Origin of the sequence: Nostoc sp. FACHB-892 (genome assembly GCF_014698795.1) — a bacterium.
GTDB lineage: Bacteria > Cyanobacteriota > Cyanobacteriia > Cyanobacteriales > Nostocaceae > Nostoc.
Genome location: NZ_JACJTR010000080.1, coordinates 1 through 15,980, shown reverse-complemented (window position 1 = coordinate 15,980; position 15,980 = coordinate 1). Strand labels below are relative to the sequence as shown.

Here is a 15,980-nt window from a genome sequence, read left to right as displayed (position 1 = left end):
TTTGAGTACTGTACCTGATTCAATTGCTGGTGAAATTAGTGAGAATTCTTTGAGTTGCATTCAACATCAGTACACTTGGGTGACAAACCTTAGTCTACCTAGTTTTGAGCTTAACCGAACCGTATTGGGATGCAATGGAAGCACGAATGTTGGATTTACTCAATTGATTGCCGTAATGAAATACTCCACGCCACACAAAACCAAATCATCGGTACTGGAGAATTAGAAGCTATCAAGGTACAAAAACCTGCTTTCGTTTTGGGTGAAAGAGTAATCCTCTGTTCTCACGATAAGGGAACAAAACAACGGCTGGTTTTGGGGATTGCGCTGGTACATAATTCTTGGTTTTACCTTGTTGAATTGATGTCACCAACCTTAATTAAGATACCGACTATATCGAATCGTTTCTCATTAGTTGGTGAAAAAAGTTTGGTGCGCGTGAATGCTTGAGTTTCTTAGATTGCAATTCCTCTTTCTTCACTGTTTGAGCAATAACCAGGGAGTTAATTATGTTGATACACAAATGGCGTGACTCAGATATCAACCAAATGCCAGAAGTTGGGCAGCTAGGCAAATACAGCATACCCAAAGGCTACGTAAATGCAACTCAGATGTGCCATGCAAATAATAAGTCTTGGGGGCATTACAAAGAAAGGAAGTCCACAAAAGCTTACTGGACAGCACTTTCAAACGACATCGTCATCCCGATATCGTCTCTTGTCATCGAAGTTGATGGCTATGGCAGTTCTCAAGGTACTTGGATTCATCCAGAAATCGCCGTTGATTTAGCTCAGTGGGTTTCTGTCGAGTTCCGCATCTGGGCCAACAGAACCTTAATGAAAGTGATGATGAGTCAAGAGCCTGTACAGCAACAGTCAATGACTCAAGTTCAGTTACTTGCTGCTCTAGCACAACAATTGGCAGAGCAAGAACAGCATTTACTCCAACAACAACAGCAACAGACTGAAATTTTGCACCGTCTCAAAGCGGTTGAAGTTGAGCAAGACAGGGTGAACACACCATGCGGACATAAATATAGTGTTGTTGGTTTTGCCAATCTTCAAGGTTTAGAAATATCTGTAAAAGAAGCCAGCACTAAAGGTCGAAAGGCAAGCGCATTGTGTCGAAAGCAAGGGATAGAAATAGAACGCATTCATGACCCACGATTTGGAAGAGTCGGTTTGTATCCCGAAAGTGTGCTGATCGAGGTTTTCTGTGCCAACCAAAACTAACGGATGGAGAAAAGTATCATGCAACAACTGAATTTATTCACTGAATTAACCCCAGTTTTACCAGTCAGTTATTACCCCGATTTCTTAACTAAAGAACTTGCAAACGAACTCTACCAACACTGTCTACAACTGGAGTGGCAGCAAAATCAAATCAGGATGCTGGGTAAAACAATGCCCGTTCCCCGCCTCGAATGTATTTACGGTGATGCCGGATGTGATTACCTCTACTCGAATAGCGTATTTTTGAAACCCCTGACTTGGACAGACAATCTGGCTAACTTGCGCGACAGAATCACTGCATTGACTGGCTATAAATTCCGTATCGTCATCGGAAATCAGTACCGCAGTGGACAGGACAGCATCGGTTGGCACGCTGACAATGAACCATCGATGGTATCTAACCCAGTGATCGCTTCTGTAAGTCTCGGCTGTGTTCGCAAGTTTCAAATAAAACCCAGAAATGGCAAAGCAACAGATTTCTGGCTGGAACACGGGAGCTTGCTTGTAATGCACCCTGGCTGCCAGTCTACACATCTGCATCAAGTTCCAAAGACCAACAAAGTCGTTAGCACGCGAATTAATCTCACATTTCGACCACACGTAGGCGGGAGCAGATAACGCTGTAGCTGGCTTAATGACGATTTCATAGCCAGCACAAGCTCTCACAAAAAGTTTGAACTGGCGGCACAGACTCAAGTGCCGCTTCATTTCCATGCGTCTAAATATCGGAGGGAATATGCGTACAATCGAATCTGATTCTCAAGTAAAACATTTAACTGAATGGCTCAACAGTTGTGTTGACGAAGAAATCTTTCACCTCAATGTGCGATCGCTCCACGGCACAACACCCTACGAATATCTGCTCTACAGCCCTAAAATCTCCCGTCGCAATGATGGACGATTACGCGATCGCGATTTGAAAAAGTATCAGCACATTGAACTCGGCGGCTGGTGGTGCAGTGGCGTTGACCCCCTCAACGATTACAATTTAATGATGTGGGGCTGCTTCAAACCCGACCACCCCCGAAGAGATCGCCAAAAGATCAACAAGTTCATCAAGTACGAACATCCATTCAGAGAAGAGACACGCGCCTTCTTCCTCCTAGTACCGAATCGCATTTGGGTGAAAGTCTCCAATCGTAGCGGCATCCCCATTACTGAAGAGGACTTGCAGCATCCCGGTGGTTTCTGGCACTGGGTTTGGAGGCATAACGTACCAGTGACAATTGTAGAAGGTGTCAAGAAAGCGGGGGCATTATTGACTGCTGGTTATGCAGCGATCGCAATTCCGGGAGTAAACGCTGGATACCGCACTCCGCAAGATGAGTATGGTACAGCGAATGGTAAACCATCCCTCATACCCGACTTGAAACATTTCGCAACACAGGGGAGACAGGTTAATATCTGCTTTGACCAGGATAATAAACCTGAGACAGTCCAACGAGTCAGAACCGCTATCAGTCGTATGGGAAGGCTGCTGGTAAATGAAGGCTGTTCGCTGCGGGTGATTGATTTACCGTTAGGGGCAGAAAAAGGGGTTGATGATTTTATCGTTGCTCATGGTCAGCCGGCATTTGATGCACTCTACAATACGGCTGTTGCACTGGAGTTGTGGGAGATTAAGCTGTTTACCTTGTTGACTTACCCGCCTGCGATCGCACTTAATCAAAGATTCTTGGGCCAGCTTCTCGTCCCTCAAGGTGAAAAACTGATTGTTCTCAAAGCGCCAAAGGGAACGGGTAAAACCGAATGGCTTGCAACTGAGGTGGCGAAAGCACACGACCAAGAGAGACGGGTATTAATTATCACTCATCGTATCCAGCTAGGTGAGGCATTGTGTAATCGATTTGGTGTTAACTATGTTACCGAAGTTCGCACGAATGAAACAGGTACATTGTTGGGATATGGGGTGTGTGTGGATTCATTGCATCAAGAAAGTCAGGCGCGATTCAATCCCAATGACTGGTCAAATGATGTCATTATTATTGATGAATGCGACCAAGTTTTTTGGCATTTGCTCAATTCTGGTACGGAAGTGCAAAAGCGGCGTGTGTCCGTTCTCAAAAACCTCAAGCAGTTAGTACAGAATGTCTTGGGCAGCAGTCAGGGAAAGATTTACCTATCAAGTGCCGATGTTTCTGACACAGATGTAAAGTATGTTTTATCACTCGCTGGTGAATATCGAGTTAATCCCTTCGTCATCGTCAACAACTATCGGCACGTAGCTGGAAACTGTTACAACTATTCTGGCAGTAACCCGAAGAATCTCATCGCTGCACTCGACAAAGCCATTGCTAAAGGTGGGCATCATTTACTCTGCTGCTCTGCTCAAAAGGCAAAATCCAAATGGGGAACCCAAGCTTTGGAAGAACGTTTTCGTCGGAAATACCCAGAATTGCGAATCCTGCGAATAGATAGCGAATCCGTTGCTGATCCTTCTCATGCGGCTTTCGGTTGTATCGCTCACTTGAACGAAATTCTCACCCAGTACGATTTGGTTATCGCCTCTCCAAGTTTAGAAACTGGGGTATCCATCGACATTCGAGGACATTTTGATGGTGTTTGGGGAATTTTTCAGGGAGTGCAGCCTGTTAATTCCGTGCGTCAGATGTTGGCAAGGGTTAGAGAGACTGTTGACCGTCATATTTGGGCCAGAGAATGGGGGATGTCGGTTGTAGGCAATGGCTCTACATCCATAGGGGGATTGCTAAGAAGTCAACACGTCGCCACACAAGCGAACATTGCGCTGTTGTCGGCGGCGGACAATGACGACTACAGCTATGTTGATCAGAATTTTCAGCCCGAATCTTTGCAGACTTGGGGCAAGCGTGGCTCTGTCATCAACGTAGAGATGCGGCGCTATAGAGAATCTGTGCTTGCGGGTTTGGTCGAGGATGGTTACACCGTTATTGATGCCGACGATGCATCGGACGATGAGAGTGGGGCAGTAATCGAGTCGGTTATTGCAGCAAGTGAGCAATTGTATACTGCTGAGTGTGAAGCGATCGCCTCTGCTAGTGAACTCTCCCCAACCGAACTGAAAAAACTGCAAGACAAACGTGCCAAAACGAAAACTGAACGACATCAGCAGCGCAAGGCGGAATTGTCCCGTCGCTATGAAATTGAAGTTACACCGGATTTGGTCGAGAAAGATGATGACGGGTGGTATCCTCAACTGAGAATGCACTATTATTTGACGCTAGGGCGAGAGTTTCTGACCAACCGTGATGCGAAAAGGGCTAAGGCACAATTAGAGGCGGGAGAGAATTCAGTTTGGAAACCAGATTTTAACAAGGGGCAGTTATTGCCTGCTGTGTTGTTACTGGAAAATCTGAATCTGTTGCAGTTTCTTACACCAGACGTTCAGTTGCGTGGTAGTGACGAGAAGATGCTGGAGTTTAAGGCACTGGCTGTAACGCATCGGCACGTTATCAAAAATTACTTGAATGTTTCCATTTCTGAAAAACTCACCCCAGTGGCGATCGCTCAGAAGTTACTTGCCAAGATTGATTTGAAGTTGGACTACGTTGGTCGGTTAGGTAAGCGTGAAAACCGGGAGTGCGTTTATCAGTTTGTTCCGCCTGATGATAGGCGTGATTCGATTTTTGGGCAGTGGTTAAATCGGGATGAACTGTTTCTTAGTGAGTCGGTGTCAGTCAGCAATAATATAAGTACAACTACACCAGTCATTGACACCACCCCCCAGTATATTCCTCAAACACTCACGCCAGTGGAAAGTCCGACTGTCCAAGGATGGAAGGGGCTGAAGCTGAAAATGCGCCTTGGACTCGACAGCGTTGGGAAGTTTTACCAAGAGCTAGTCTCCAAGGAAGGCGAGGCTGTTGGCGTTGCTGATGGTGAGCCTTACTGGAACGCATACCTGGGGCAGTGGCAGGTTTGGGTTAACTTTGCTGACGGGTGTAGGTCTGTGGTGTGCGATTGGTTGGTGGGGGTTTAGTCCATTGTATCCCAGATAATTTTAGTATCTGTGAATTGCCGGAATCGGCATACTTTACCATTACGAATATCGTACACATGAGCCGCCGGAGAACAAAACGACTTTCCAGATACTCGATGGCAACCTACATAGCTACCAATGACAATGATTTCCTCTCCTGCATCAAGATATTGCTCAATTTCAAATGACCATGACTTCCAATCGTTATTGAAAGCTTTGAACACTCCTTCAACCACGGACTGTACCCCTATGTGAGTTCTACCTCCTGTAAATCCTTCATTTTGAACCCATTGAATATCGAAAGTGCAAATTTCTAAGAAAGCATCATAATCTTTTTCACAAAAAGCTCTATACAATTCTTTGATAAGTTCAAGATTTGTCATTTAGAGTTTCTCATCACTATGATTTTGCCTAGCCATTAATAATATAGAGGTACAAACCCCAATTACTGATCGAAGAGACAGAAAAGCAGAGAGTAAAGGAGAAATTAAATTTTTGAAGATGGCAGGAATAATCGCTTGGGTATGGACATGGATGAACAACTTAGTGATTCTTAGTGGTAGCGGGTTAAATATTATGTTCGGCTGGCGATTGAACGGGTTGAGTACGGGGTTGATGCGGTAAAAGAATTGCTCAGTACCCTGACGAGTGATGAGCGTTGCGGTGTGATGCTGGTGTTTGAAGATATTGAACCGGAGAAGTTTGGTCAACTGATAGCCAAAGCGCCCGATTGGGTGGAGTGGATGGGACGAATTGTTGGGTTGTGAAGGAGCCAGCGATCGCTCGTGTCAAAGATGCGATTGCTGCTGGTGCGATAACCAGAACCTATCCCACTAATAATATTTGTGCTACAAAGCTTAAGCTTATTGAGAACTGAAAACGAAAAATTAAGGTTTTCAAGCACATTTTACAAAAAGAAGTAGGGTTTTTTGGAATAGTGGGATAGGTTCCAGACTGATCTGTTTATTAATGCTTGCCAGAGTGGGGCTAAGGGGAAGAATACTGTGACAACAACTAATGTCAGCACTTGGTTGGATTGGGCAAGGAAGCAGAGGATTGTGCGGATAATGCCGGAAGGGGAAGCAGGAAAGTTGCAGGAGATGAGGCAGCGGTTTTCACTTAAGCAGTAAGATATGGATTGTTTAAATCTATTTATAAATTGTATTTTTCTACATTGTAAGGTTAATTAGTAATTAAAGTGTTTTTGAACTTTTGTAAACATCTACGTAAATTTCAGAATTAGAGTTGATTAATTATTAGAGCTTAACCAAACAATATTTGGTATAAAACTAAGCTTCAAGTTTACTCAAACAATATAATTGTATCCTCAACTTTGCAGCGTTATTTACTATCGCTATTTGGTTGTGAGCAAGAGTAATTTAAATGCTTTTGCCCTGATGGTTTTGCAGTTTTATCTAAGTCTTAATCAATCTTTGAGGAATTCCAATGACTAAACATGGACAACTGTACTTGAGAGATATCGTCCCCCCCAGATCCAAGTATTACGATCAGGGCAGGTTTGGTAGACTTTTTCCATCGCTAGTGCCGTTTTTACCTGACACACAAGCGGTACGAAAATCGCTACTAACTCTGGGAGAACTCGGTGGAATCATGGATGCAGGGGCTGACAATCCTGATAATCCCTCTGTCCTACCAGCCGGTTTTACATTTCTTGGCCAGTTTCTTGACCACGATCTCACCTTCGATCCTACTTCTAGCCTCGAACGACAAAACGACCCAGAATCAATCGTCAACTTCCGTACCCCAGGGTTCGAGCTAGATAGCATCTATGGCTCTGGTCCGGCTGCTAGCCCCCATTTGTACGATAATTCGCCAAATGGCCGTGGGATTAAGTTCTTAATTGAGAAACTTGATCCCACCAATGCAGAATCTAAAGACGACCTGCCCAGAAATAGTCAAAATACAGCTTTGATTGGCGATCCGCGCAATGACGAAAACACAATTCTCTCTCAATTACACCTAGCGTTCCTGAAATTCCACAATGCGGTAATCGACAAAGTTATCGCCGACGGAATTACCGACCCCACTCAGGCATTCGCAGAAGCACAGCGTTTGGTGCGCTGGCATTACCAATGGATTGTACTACATGAGTTCTTACCTCATATCGTCGGTGAACAACTGGTACAAGATATCCTTAAGAATGGTCGCAAGTTTTACAATTGGCGCAACGAACCATTTATTCCCGTAGAGTTTTCTGTCGCTGCATACCGCTTTGGTCACAGCCAAGTCAGACCAGGATACGTGGTCAATAGCGGGTTCCGTGCTGCCATGTTCGGTACAGATCCGGCTAACCCAGGCCCTGACCCTGACAATTTAGCTGGTGGCAAGCGCGCTCTACGAAGGTTTGTGGAATGGCACAGATTCTTTCACATAGATGGCAGCCCGGAACCTGACAACATCAGCAAAAAAATTGATTCCAAGATATCAAGCGCACTGTTCCAACTGCCTTTCAGTGCTATAGCTGGCTTGTCTGACAACCCTTCTTCTTTGGCGCAGAGAAATTTATTGCGACATTTGACTTTCAGCTTACCATCAGGACAAGCGCTTGCCAAAGCAATGTGCATTGAACCTCTCACTAACAATGACCTTAAAGATTTAAAAGATTTGGGAGTTCAAATGGAGCAGAAAACACCTTTATGGTTCTATATTCTCAAAGAAGCAGAACTACGAGCCGAGGGCAGAACTTTAGGCCCTGTAGGTGGTCGGATCGTGGCAGAAGTATTCATTGGTCTGTTAGAAGGAGACCGCCTATCTTTCTTAAGAGCAGATCCGACTTGGCACCCGACACTGCCAGTTAATGCAGAGGAGAAATTTGGTATTGTTAGCTTGCTGAAGTTCGCTGGAGTTGCATAAACTTACTGTCTATCAGCCAGCTGCTTAGGGCTTGTTTCCACTCAAGTTTCACTGTGCAATTATACTTACTTCGGCTAAAAACTTTATCCTTGCAAAGGTTCAATTGTTGAGTCAACATTTTGTAACCGTGAGGCTATTCAAGCCGAATGGCGTTCACTCCTAATATTGAAAGAAACATATTTGATGGGGTAAGAGGTGAAAGAGGTTGAAGCACACCTCTTACGCCATCATTATTTTTAAAAACCCTAATTTTTAAATTAAAAGCAAAAGTAAAGTTTAGATAAAAAATTATGCCTAACCCAGTCTTTACCGACATTTTTGATGGCAATCTAGTTGACAATAATACCACATCGGGTACTGCTTTATCTGATGTTATTCTTGGTGATGATGGAAATGATATTCTTATAGGTTCGATTGGTAACGATCTTCTATTTGGCAATAATGGCAACGACTTTCTCGATGGTGGAAATGGCGACGACTCCCTCAACGGTGGTTCTAACGACGACACCCTTATTGGTGGAAATGGCAACGACTCCTTAATTGGTGGTTCTGGCATTGATGTAGCAGACTATAGCACACTAGGTGTAACCATAACCCTCTCAGGTGTAGGCACAGTTAAAAAAGCTGACGGAGTTCTTGGAAATGATGAAGTCTTTCAAATAGAAAGGGTTATTGCTGATCCCACTGTTGCCAACAACACTATAGATGCATCTGCATCGAGAGTTGGGGTATTTGCCATTGCAGACCTGCAAGCCCAAACTATCTCTGCCAATAACGTTCCTGTTCTAGGAACATTAAGATTCGATGTACTCAACTTTGACAATGTGATCGGTACAAATGAAAGTGACAGTATTAAAGGCGATGGACAAAACAACCAATTAGAAGGTAATGCTGGAGATGATACCATTGATGGTGGAGATGGCAACGACACTATCAATGGAGGTAGTGGTAACGATACCCTCAATGGTGAAGCAGGTAGCGATACTCTCAACGCTGGAACAGGCAATGATCTTCTTCGGGGGAGCGATGGTAACGATAGCCTCAATGGCGGAGCAGGTAGCGATACCCTCAACGGTGGAGCAGGTAATGACACCTTAACGGGAGGCACAGATTCAGATGTTTTCAGTTTCTTCGCTGAAACACCTTTTACCGTATCTTTCGGTGTAGACCAAATTACTGACTTTTCAAGTAGTACAGACAGCATCCGTTTATCAAAAGGAAGTTTTACGGCTCTAGACAACACTATTAGTGGTGCATTAATTGACTCTGACTTTGCTGTAGTTACTAGTGATTCTCTAGCTCAAGGTAGTAGTGCAGAGATTGTTTATAACTCTAGCAATGGCAATTTGTTCTACAACCAGAATAACGATGCCGTTGGTTTTGGTACAGGAGGTTTGTTTGTAACTATTGCGGGTTCTCCTCTTTTAGCCGCTTCCAATTTCGCTGTTCTTCTGTAGATTAAAAAATTTAGGGATTTTGGCGATCGCTTTCTTGGCGGGCGGGTATGCCATCGCACACCCCGCCCAACGGACGCAGATATATTTAGCATTGTTTTAGAAAATATCATTCCCAAATGTACAGTGACAAATTATTTGTCGCTGTGCCAAATTACGTTTTGCGTTACAACTTTACATCCGTTGACGCACTAAAATTCAATTGCCTTAAACACACTCAGTCTAACCCTACCCCCAACAAGATAGCCCAAACTAGGTTTCACTTTTACAAGGGTGACATTCATTCTTGTTACTTTTTACCAGTTTGAGTTAGGTTGGGCGAATGAGCGCACTGCTTTACTCACTTTCGTGCGCTCACTCAAAACATTGAGACAACAAATCATCCGGCTATGTCTTTACCGCTCTTGTAAGTCATAGCTCTGGGTTTTCTCTTCTTGAGAGGAACTACTGATTTCTTGGGCGCTTGTGGTGGACGGCATTGCTCACAGTAGAGCGGTCGCACACCAAAGGTTTCTCGTTGTGTGGGTTGTTCACACTGCTTACATACGAAGTTGAAAACACGGGTGTGAATTTCCCGTTTGTGCGCTCTAACGGTGTACTCTCGGACATCAATTGTTTTGCTGGGCATTGATTACTATGTAGCCTTACTTCTTTAATATAGTTTTTCAATATCAGTTCTGTAAGATCCGTGCATCATCTGACTAAAACATTCTCTTATTCAAATAAATACTCTTGAATGTCATTTTGATGATGGCGAAGAATACTTATAGCTTTGACCTGGATTTGACGAATGCGCTCTCGGCTGAGGTTTAGCTGTTGGCCAATCTGAGCGAGATTGAAATGCTGATCGTTCTCTAGCCCAAAGCTTAAAGTCAACACTTGACGTTGAATCGGTGTCAATGGTTCTAAGAATTTAGCTACGTCTTGCGATAGAAGTTCTTGGGTGAGCAGTTTTTCTGGCGAAGTGCCAACGTCTGCTAAAATTTCGCCCAATTCTGTCTCTTTCTCATCTCCGACTTGTTTATTTAAAGAGATGGCTGTTCGAGAGGCGGCGAGATATTCTCGAAGCTTATCTGTACTGAGGTTTAATGATTTTGCTATTTCTTCAGCAGTGGCATGACGACCGAGTTTTTGAAAGCTTTCTCGCTGTACTTTCTTAATTTTGGTAAGTATTTCAGTGAGGTGAACAGGTAATCTAATAGTGCGGGATTGTTCTGCGATAGCTCTGGTTATAGCTTGACTAATCCACCAGTAAGCGTAGGTTGATAGCCTATAACCTCGGTTGGGATCAAACTTTTCTATACCCCGTTGTAAACCGATCGCTCCTTCTTGGATCAAATCTAAAAATTCCAAATTGCGGTTTTGATATTTTTTAGCAACAGAAACTACCAGCCGCAGGTTTGCTGTCACCATTTTTTGTTTAGCTTTTTGACCAAGGTGTAATGCTGCTCTGACTTGTGTTTCAGTTTGAGCAACAGCATTGGCTAATTCTCTTAAAGTTGGTTCACGGTCTAGCTCTTGAGTGAGTTCATTTTTAGATTGCTCAATGGCAATCATTTCTTGTACCTGTCTACCATAAGCAATTTCTTCCTCTGGCTTTAATAAAGGATACTGACCAATTTCCTGCAAATAGATGCGAACCATGTCGGAACTCAGGCTGGACATACAAACTCAACACTTTTTTAAACCAAGGAATTTAAAAGTATAAATCAAATAGCTCAATAAAGTTTTCTATTTTTAATAATCAAAATTCATCACCAATGCAGTTCTGGGTGAAGTAACCTCTGCTTTAACCTTGTGTAGCGCTGTTGATCGTTGGTAGAGCGCACCGCCAGAGATATCGCTTTTTTTGCTCCAACCACGATCGCTAACTTCTTGGCACGGGTCAGCCCGGTGTAAAACAGGTTCCGGGTCAACATCATATAGTGCTGCATATACATTGGCAGAACTATCACCGGATATTCTGAGCCTTGGCTTTTATGAATCGAAATGCTCCAGGCAAGGGCAATTTCATTCAGGTCAGCGTAATCGTAAACCACAGTCCGCTCACCATACAGTACTATAACTTCCTGCTCGACAGTATCAATGGCTTGGATTATTCCCAAGTCGCCGTTGAAAACTTCGCGGTTGTAGTCGTTGGTTAGCTGGATAATGCGATCGCCATCGCGTAACAAATTCCCACCTCTGTTGATCTCCACCTTGTTGGGGCTGGGTGGGTTGATCAACTGCTGCAATACTGTGTTCAGGTTACGAGTCCCGATTACTCCCCGTGTCATCGGGCAAAGCACTTGGACATCAGTGGCAGGATTAAAACCTAAGCGTGGAATCAAATCGGTAATCAACTCGCAGATTGCCTGCACTCCATGTTCAGGCTGATGTCCGCCGCCATGCCAAATACAGTCGGACATGGGATTATCAGATATAGGCTCAATTGTTGGGTAAATTCCTCGATTAATTTGGTGAGCAGCAGTGATAATGGCACTTGTTTGAGCTTGACGGAATACCTGGGTCAACCGCACTACTGGCACACGACCAGAATTAATTAAATCAGCAAGTATTTGACCTGGGCCCACAGATGGTAACTGGTCAATGTCACCCACCAACAATAGTAGAGCGCCAGCCAATACTGCTTTAACTAAGGAGTAAGCCAGAAACAAATCAAGCATCGAAGCTTCATCAGCGATAATTGCCGTGTGGGGTAAAGGATTTTCGCTATCACGCTTGAAACCCCTTGAGCGGGGGTCAAATTCTAACAAGCGATGAATAGTTTTAGCTTCCAGCCCAGTCATTTCACCCAAACGTTGAGCAGCGCGTCCAGTGGGTGCAGCTAGGGCTATGGATTTACCCATTGCTTTCCACAGGCTGACAATCGTGTGAGTTGTGAAGGTCTTTCCAACGCCAGGGCCACCAGTCAAAATCATGATTTTGGAGTAGGCTGCTGTTTCTACAGCTTGGCGTTGCTGTTCTGAAAGCTGAATTTTACGGCTGGCTGTAAAGCGGTCAATCCAATCACGCACACGCTCAATGTCAGTGCCAACAGCATTTTCCAAGCGTTGGCGTATCAGTTGAGCTAAATTCTGTTCAGTATGAAAGTAAGTTGGCTTGTAGCAAAGTAGCCTTTTTTCTTCATCCCGCTCTCTAATCAGTTCCTCTGCCAGAGCCATATCTTTAATAATGATCGCAACCGCTTCTTCTGTGGGCTGATGAGATTCGGTAGTCAGTAGTTTTATTACCGACTCAATCAATTCGCTTTGTGGCAGGTAACAGTGGCCATCTTCGGCAGCTTCACTTAAACAGTGGATAATCCCCGCACGGTAACGAAATTCTGAGTCAGGAGCAATTCCGATATTTCGCGCAATCTTGTCAGCAGTCAGAAAACCAATACCATAGATGTCGGCTGCTAGCTGGTATGGGTTTTCGGTAACAGTGGCGATCGCTTCATCTTTATATTGCTTGTAAATCTTCACAGCATAAGTGGTAGAAACGCCATGCCCTTGGAGAAACACCATCACTTCTTTGATAGCTTTCTGAGTTGACCAAGCGTTTTTGATGAGAGTAATCCGCTTTTTGGCAATACCCTGGACTTCAATCAGTCGTTCAATCTGGTTTTCGATGATGTCCAGAGTTTCTAAACCGAAGTGAGCAACAATCCGTCTTGCCGTGACTGGGCCAACACCTTTAATCAACCCACTGCCAAGGTATTTCTCAATTCCAGTGAGAGTGGCTGGTTTGGTTTCTTGGTAATTGATGACTTGGAATTGTGGCCCAAATTGTGGATGGTCACGCCAGAAACCAGTTAGCTGTAGAGTTTGACCTGGCTGAATATTGGCAAAGCTGCCGACAATTGTTGTAAGTTCGGTGCTACGGGGGCGGGTCAGTCTTGCCACTGTGTAACCCGATTCAGCAGAGTAAAAAGTTAGGCGTTCTACGACTCCGGTGATTGTTTCGTGTTGAGGAAAGGCGCTTACTTGTTGAGGGGAAAGATTAGGGGGAGTGGACATTGCTTATCATCAGATGCCGCACATCATTATAATACTGGAATTCAGCAAATTATAGTACATAAATACTAAACTACACACCCAGTATTAGTGTCATCGAGAACTCACCCTAATTTCTCCGATTAGCTTAACTTACTCCTATGAAACAATTTGTAAAAGTAAGAATATTGAATTTATTTACTTGTAGCAATAACTTTGTCAATTTCTTGTAATTTCTGCTGGAAAAGAGAGCGCATTTCGTGAAGCTGTTTACTACTAGCTTTTTTAAGCAAATCTCCAGAAATTTCATTAACTTTTTGAAATATTATTTTTACCTCTTTTAACTCTTGTTCATTTGACTTTAAATACTTGATCTTAATTTTTCTAACCAGTTCACGAGTTTCTGTTACTGTCAGATTTTTCTTTAAGACTTGATCTGTTGCTGCAATCCGTTCGGATGCTGCTTGATTTTCGGAGATGTCTAATGCCTTGGCAGATAGAGTTGCCAATGCTAAAGCATGAGCGCCTTTGAGTCCATGCTGCCTGATGACCTGTTTTAAATCTTCAGGCAGATAAAGCATCGGCATTAAATTAGCTTTCACAGAACTAGGATTTAACCCTAACTCTAGCAGCACTAGTAGTAGACTCTGTTCTTTACCTGTAATTTCCAATAGTTCTAAGCCCTGTTGCTGTTCATCGACGCTAACAGCCATCAATTTTGCTAGCTCTTTACTATTTCCATTTCTCTCTATTCTTTTAATTACCGTTCCCAACATTGTGGAAACTTCATCCATTGACAAATTAGCGGACTTCATTACTTCTTTAAATACTGCCTCTGCTTTATCTAAAGGATTCAAGTCTTCAAAGCCAAGAAAAGTTAGTAATGCAGATTGATCTAAGTCATTAGGCATTGCCACTATTACTGCACGAATAGTTGACCAGCCTAGTAATTTAGCTCCTTCTGTACGTAGCTGCCCATCTAACAGTATGTAACGACCATTACTCTGTCTGACTAAGATGACTGCTGAAATCTGCCCGTGTTTTTTGAGTAATCGTGCTTTTGCTTGTATTAATTCTGGTGTAATCGTCTGCCGAGGCTGATTAGGATTCGGGTCAATGAGATTTAAATCAACTTGTACCTCTCCTGATTGATTTTGAAGTTGTTCTCGGAGTTTTTGCAGCTCATTCTCTAATTCAGGAGATTGTGCGGTTCTGAGTCTTTCTATTTCTATTTGAAGTTCAGCAATTTTTTGTTCTTGCTCAGTTTTTTGAACTGCACTACTAAATTTACTAGCAATTTTAGGCAAAGCCACGATTATTTTTTCTCCTTAATTAAAGCGACTAAATCATCTGTAATTTGCTTAAAATCTTTACAAGCAGAATGTTTAGGACGGTATTTTTGTAAAGGTAGCCCGTGAGCGCTAGCATTTTTGAATTCATTGGAACTACGAACTTTGGGGTAAAGTTTCAATTGTAAATGTTCAGTGATTTCTGGTAATTGCTCTAGATATTGTCTGTGCATCGCTACGGTATCATCATACATACTTGGCACAAACCCTAAAATTGGTGGACGAGGTGATAACTGTAACTCATCGCTGGTTGAAATGCACCATTCTACCAATTCTGCTGAACCAGAAATCGCTTTCATTTCTAATTGCACTGGAACTAATATGTGAGTTGAAGCGGCTAAAGCATTAACATTCAGCATTCCCAATGTGGCCGGACAATCCAAGATTACTAAGTTATGAGGTAATGGATAGTTTTTTAAGCGATCACTAAGTGTGTACTCTCCTCGTTTCCTAATTACTAATTCGTTGGCCATTTCAGCCATTAACGGATGTCCTTGGCAGACTTGAATTTTTGATTCTTCCCAAACCGAAATTAATTTCCAATCCCCCTTAAAATCTTTGGATAATGCTTTGACTAGAGTATTAGATACTTCGGCAGGTGGTATCCCACAAAACACATCTAAAGAGCGTTGTGGATCTAAGTCAAGTATTGCTACAGAAAAGCCACGCCGAACTATCTCGTATGCAAGGTGTACACTGAGTGTAGTTTTACCTACACCGCCTGCGTTAGCTATCAGTGAGAGAACTATCTGCTTCATATCAGTTTTTTTGTCGGATTTTGAAATTCGACATTAAGCTTTTGAAAAATGTATATCATGCATTTGTATTTGTCACCTATTTCTGTCGTATTTTAAAATACGACACATTTTTTAAGGATTGAGAAATAAACAAAATTAAATTGAAATCAACCCAACGTCCATCTAAACCATCAAAACAGCAACAGCCCAAACCCATTACCTCATTTGTTAGATCTGATTTGATTTTAGTTGATGAATAACTCAAAACTCAGTCAGTAATTTTCACAAAAGTAAAATGCCCCAACTGTGAGCAAACAGCGATTAGACTGCAAGCAAGGGAAGTACTTTCGACAACAGCCATTCCTTCTCCTTGGCAGGAATGATGGCACACTCCCTCTT

16 protein-coding genes are annotated in these 15,980 nt (G+C 43.1%); 10 read left to right on the top strand and 6 right to left on the bottom strand.

What is annotated here, in order from left to right:
• Positions 1 to 129 precede the first annotated feature (129 nt).
• The 4 genes from H6G96_RS38000 to H6G96_RS37985 all read left to right on the top strand — a co-directional run bounded on the left by H6G96_RS38000 (position 130) and on the right by H6G96_RS37985 (position 5,190).
• A complete protein-coding gene (locus tag H6G96_RS38000; protein WP_242063602.1) occupies positions 130 to 450 on the top strand; it encodes a DUF1392 family protein in 321 nt (106 codons plus the stop codon).
• 59 nt (positions 451 to 509) lie between these two features.
• Positions 510 to 1,232 (top strand): KilA-N domain-containing protein, encoded by a 723-nt coding sequence (locus H6G96_RS37995; protein ID WP_190919471.1) that lies wholly within the window; start codon positions 510 to 512, stop codon positions 1,230 to 1,232.
• Positions 1,233 to 1,250: 18 nt separating this feature from the next.
• Complete coding sequence (locus H6G96_RS37990; protein WP_190919469.1) at positions 1,251 to 1,850, top strand: alpha-ketoglutarate-dependent dioxygenase AlkB; 600 nt, start codon at positions 1,251 to 1,253, stop codon at positions 1,848 to 1,850.
• 118 nt (positions 1,851 to 1,968) lie between these two features.
• Positions 1,969 to 5,190 (top strand): plasmid replication protein, CyRepA1 family, encoded by a 3,222-nt coding sequence (locus H6G96_RS37985; protein WP_242063601.1) that lies wholly within the window; start codon positions 1,969 to 1,971, stop codon positions 5,188 to 5,190.
• Here H6G96_RS37985 and H6G96_RS37980 read toward each other — a convergent pair.
• Positions 5,187 to 5,573, bottom strand: a complete 387-nt coding sequence (locus tag H6G96_RS37980; protein ID WP_190919467.1) for a nuclear transport factor 2 family protein — start codon at positions 5,571 to 5,573, stop codon at positions 5,187 to 5,189. The two genes, H6G96_RS37985 and H6G96_RS37980, sit on opposite strands and share 4 nt — an antisense overlap.
• Positions 5,574 to 5,691: 118 nt before the next feature.
• Between H6G96_RS37980 and H6G96_RS42705 the strand changes: the two genes are divergently transcribed.
• The 6 genes from H6G96_RS42705 to H6G96_RS37960 all read left to right on the top strand — a co-directional run bounded on the left by H6G96_RS42705 (position 5,692) and on the right by H6G96_RS37960 (position 9,521).
• Positions 5,692 to 5,814, top strand: coding sequence for a hypothetical protein (locus H6G96_RS42705; protein WP_277933079.1), 123 nt, complete (start codon positions 5,692 to 5,694; stop codon positions 5,812 to 5,814).
• A 5-nt stretch (positions 5,815 to 5,819) separates the two neighbouring features.
• Positions 5,820 to 5,957 (top strand): hypothetical protein, encoded by a 138-nt coding sequence (locus H6G96_RS41995; protein ID WP_242063600.1) that lies wholly within the window; start codon positions 5,820 to 5,822, stop codon positions 5,955 to 5,957.
• Positions 5,930 to 6,067 carry a hypothetical protein gene (locus tag H6G96_RS37970; RefSeq protein WP_190919476.1) on the top strand — a complete coding sequence of 46 codons (138 nt, stop codon included), beginning with the start codon at positions 5,930 to 5,932 and terminating at the stop codon, positions 6,065 to 6,067. The genes H6G96_RS41995 and H6G96_RS37970 overlap by 28 nt, the downstream gene beginning before the upstream one ends.
• A gap of 127 nt (positions 6,068 to 6,194) precedes the next feature.
• Positions 6,195 to 6,320, top strand: a complete 126-nt coding sequence (locus H6G96_RS42700; protein ID WP_277933080.1) for a hypothetical protein — start codon at positions 6,195 to 6,197, stop codon at positions 6,318 to 6,320.
• 316 nt (positions 6,321 to 6,636) lie between these two features.
• Positions 6,637 to 8,064 (top strand): heme peroxidase family protein, encoded by a 1,428-nt coding sequence (locus tag H6G96_RS37965; protein WP_190919465.1) that lies wholly within the window; start codon positions 6,637 to 6,639, stop codon positions 8,062 to 8,064.
• A 290-nt stretch (positions 8,065 to 8,354) separates the two neighbouring features.
• A complete protein-coding gene (locus tag H6G96_RS37960; RefSeq protein WP_190919463.1) occupies positions 8,355 to 9,521 on the top strand; it encodes a calcium-binding protein in 1,167 nt (388 codons plus the stop codon).
• A 376-nt stretch (positions 9,522 to 9,897) separates the two neighbouring features.
• On the opposite strand, the gene H6G96_RS37955 is transcribed toward H6G96_RS37960, so the two are convergent.
• From H6G96_RS37955 to H6G96_RS37935, 5 genes are all read right to left on the bottom strand, one after another.
• Entirely contained in the window at positions 9,898 to 10,146 is a 249-nt protein-coding gene (locus H6G96_RS37955) for a hypothetical protein (protein ID WP_190731864.1), read from the bottom strand.
• An 86-nt stretch (positions 10,147 to 10,232) separates the two neighbouring features.
• Positions 10,233 to 11,183: an RNA polymerase sigma factor, RpoD/SigA family gene (locus H6G96_RS37950; protein WP_190919461.1), complete on the bottom strand. Its 951-nt coding sequence runs from the start codon at positions 11,181 to 11,183 to the stop codon at positions 10,233 to 10,235.
• Between the two features lie 89 nt (positions 11,184 to 11,272).
• Complete coding sequence (locus tag H6G96_RS37945) at positions 11,273 to 13,519, bottom strand: ATP-dependent RecD-like DNA helicase (protein WP_190919459.1); 2,247 nt, start codon at positions 13,517 to 13,519, stop codon at positions 11,273 to 11,275.
• 170 nt (positions 13,520 to 13,689) lie between these two features.
• Positions 13,690 to 14,808: a ParB N-terminal domain-containing protein gene (locus H6G96_RS37940; protein ID WP_190919457.1), complete on the bottom strand. Its 1,119-nt coding sequence runs from the start codon at positions 14,806 to 14,808 to the stop codon at positions 13,690 to 13,692.
• Between the two features lie 2 nt (positions 14,809 to 14,810).
• The gene (locus H6G96_RS37935) at positions 14,811 to 15,602 is read right to left on the bottom strand and encodes a ParA family protein (RefSeq protein WP_190919455.1); all 792 of its coding nucleotides are present in this window, start codon (positions 15,600 to 15,602) and stop codon (positions 14,811 to 14,813) included.
• Positions 15,603 to 15,980: the final 378 nt, after the last annotated feature.

Excerpts from the sequence above, each read along its gene's own strand:
- H6G96_RS38000 (WP_242063602.1), top strand. The coding sequence starts at position 130 with ATGCAATGGAAGCACGAATGTTGGATTTACTCAATTGATTGCCGTAAT.
- H6G96_RS37950 (WP_190919461.1), bottom strand. The coding sequence starts at position 11,183 with ATGTCCAGCCTGAGTTCCGACATGGTTCGCATCTATTTGCAGGAAATT.
- H6G96_RS37990 (WP_190919469.1), top strand. The coding sequence starts at position 1,251 with ATGCAACAACTGAATTTATTCACTGAATTAACCCCAGTTTTACCAGTC.
- H6G96_RS37945 (WP_190919459.1), bottom strand. The coding sequence starts at position 13,519 with ATGTCCACTCCCCCTAATCTTTCCCCTCAACAAGTAAGCGCCTTTCCT.
- H6G96_RS37985 (WP_242063601.1), top strand. The coding sequence starts at position 1,969 with ATGCGTACAATCGAATCTGATTCTCAAGTAAAACATTTAACTGAATGG.
- H6G96_RS37955 (WP_190731864.1), bottom strand. The coding sequence starts at position 10,146 with ATGCCCAGCAAAACAATTGATGTCCGAGAGTACACCGTTAGAGCGCAC.
- H6G96_RS37935 (WP_190919455.1), bottom strand. The coding sequence starts at position 15,602 with ATGAAGCAGATAGTTCTCTCACTGATAGCTAACGCAGGCGGTGTAGGT.
- H6G96_RS37980 (WP_190919467.1), bottom strand. The coding sequence starts at position 5,573 with ATGACAAATCTTGAACTTATCAAAGAATTGTATAGAGCTTTTTGTGAA.
- H6G96_RS37965 (WP_190919465.1), top strand. The coding sequence starts at position 6,637 with ATGACTAAACATGGACAACTGTACTTGAGAGATATCGTCCCCCCCAGA.
- H6G96_RS42705 (WP_277933079.1), top strand. The coding sequence starts at position 5,692 with ATGGCAGGAATAATCGCTTGGGTATGGACATGGATGAACAACTTAGTG.
- H6G96_RS37960 (WP_190919463.1), top strand. The coding sequence starts at position 8,355 with ATGCCTAACCCAGTCTTTACCGACATTTTTGATGGCAATCTAGTTGAC.
- H6G96_RS37995 (WP_190919471.1), top strand. The coding sequence starts at position 510 with ATGTTGATACACAAATGGCGTGACTCAGATATCAACCAAATGCCAGAA.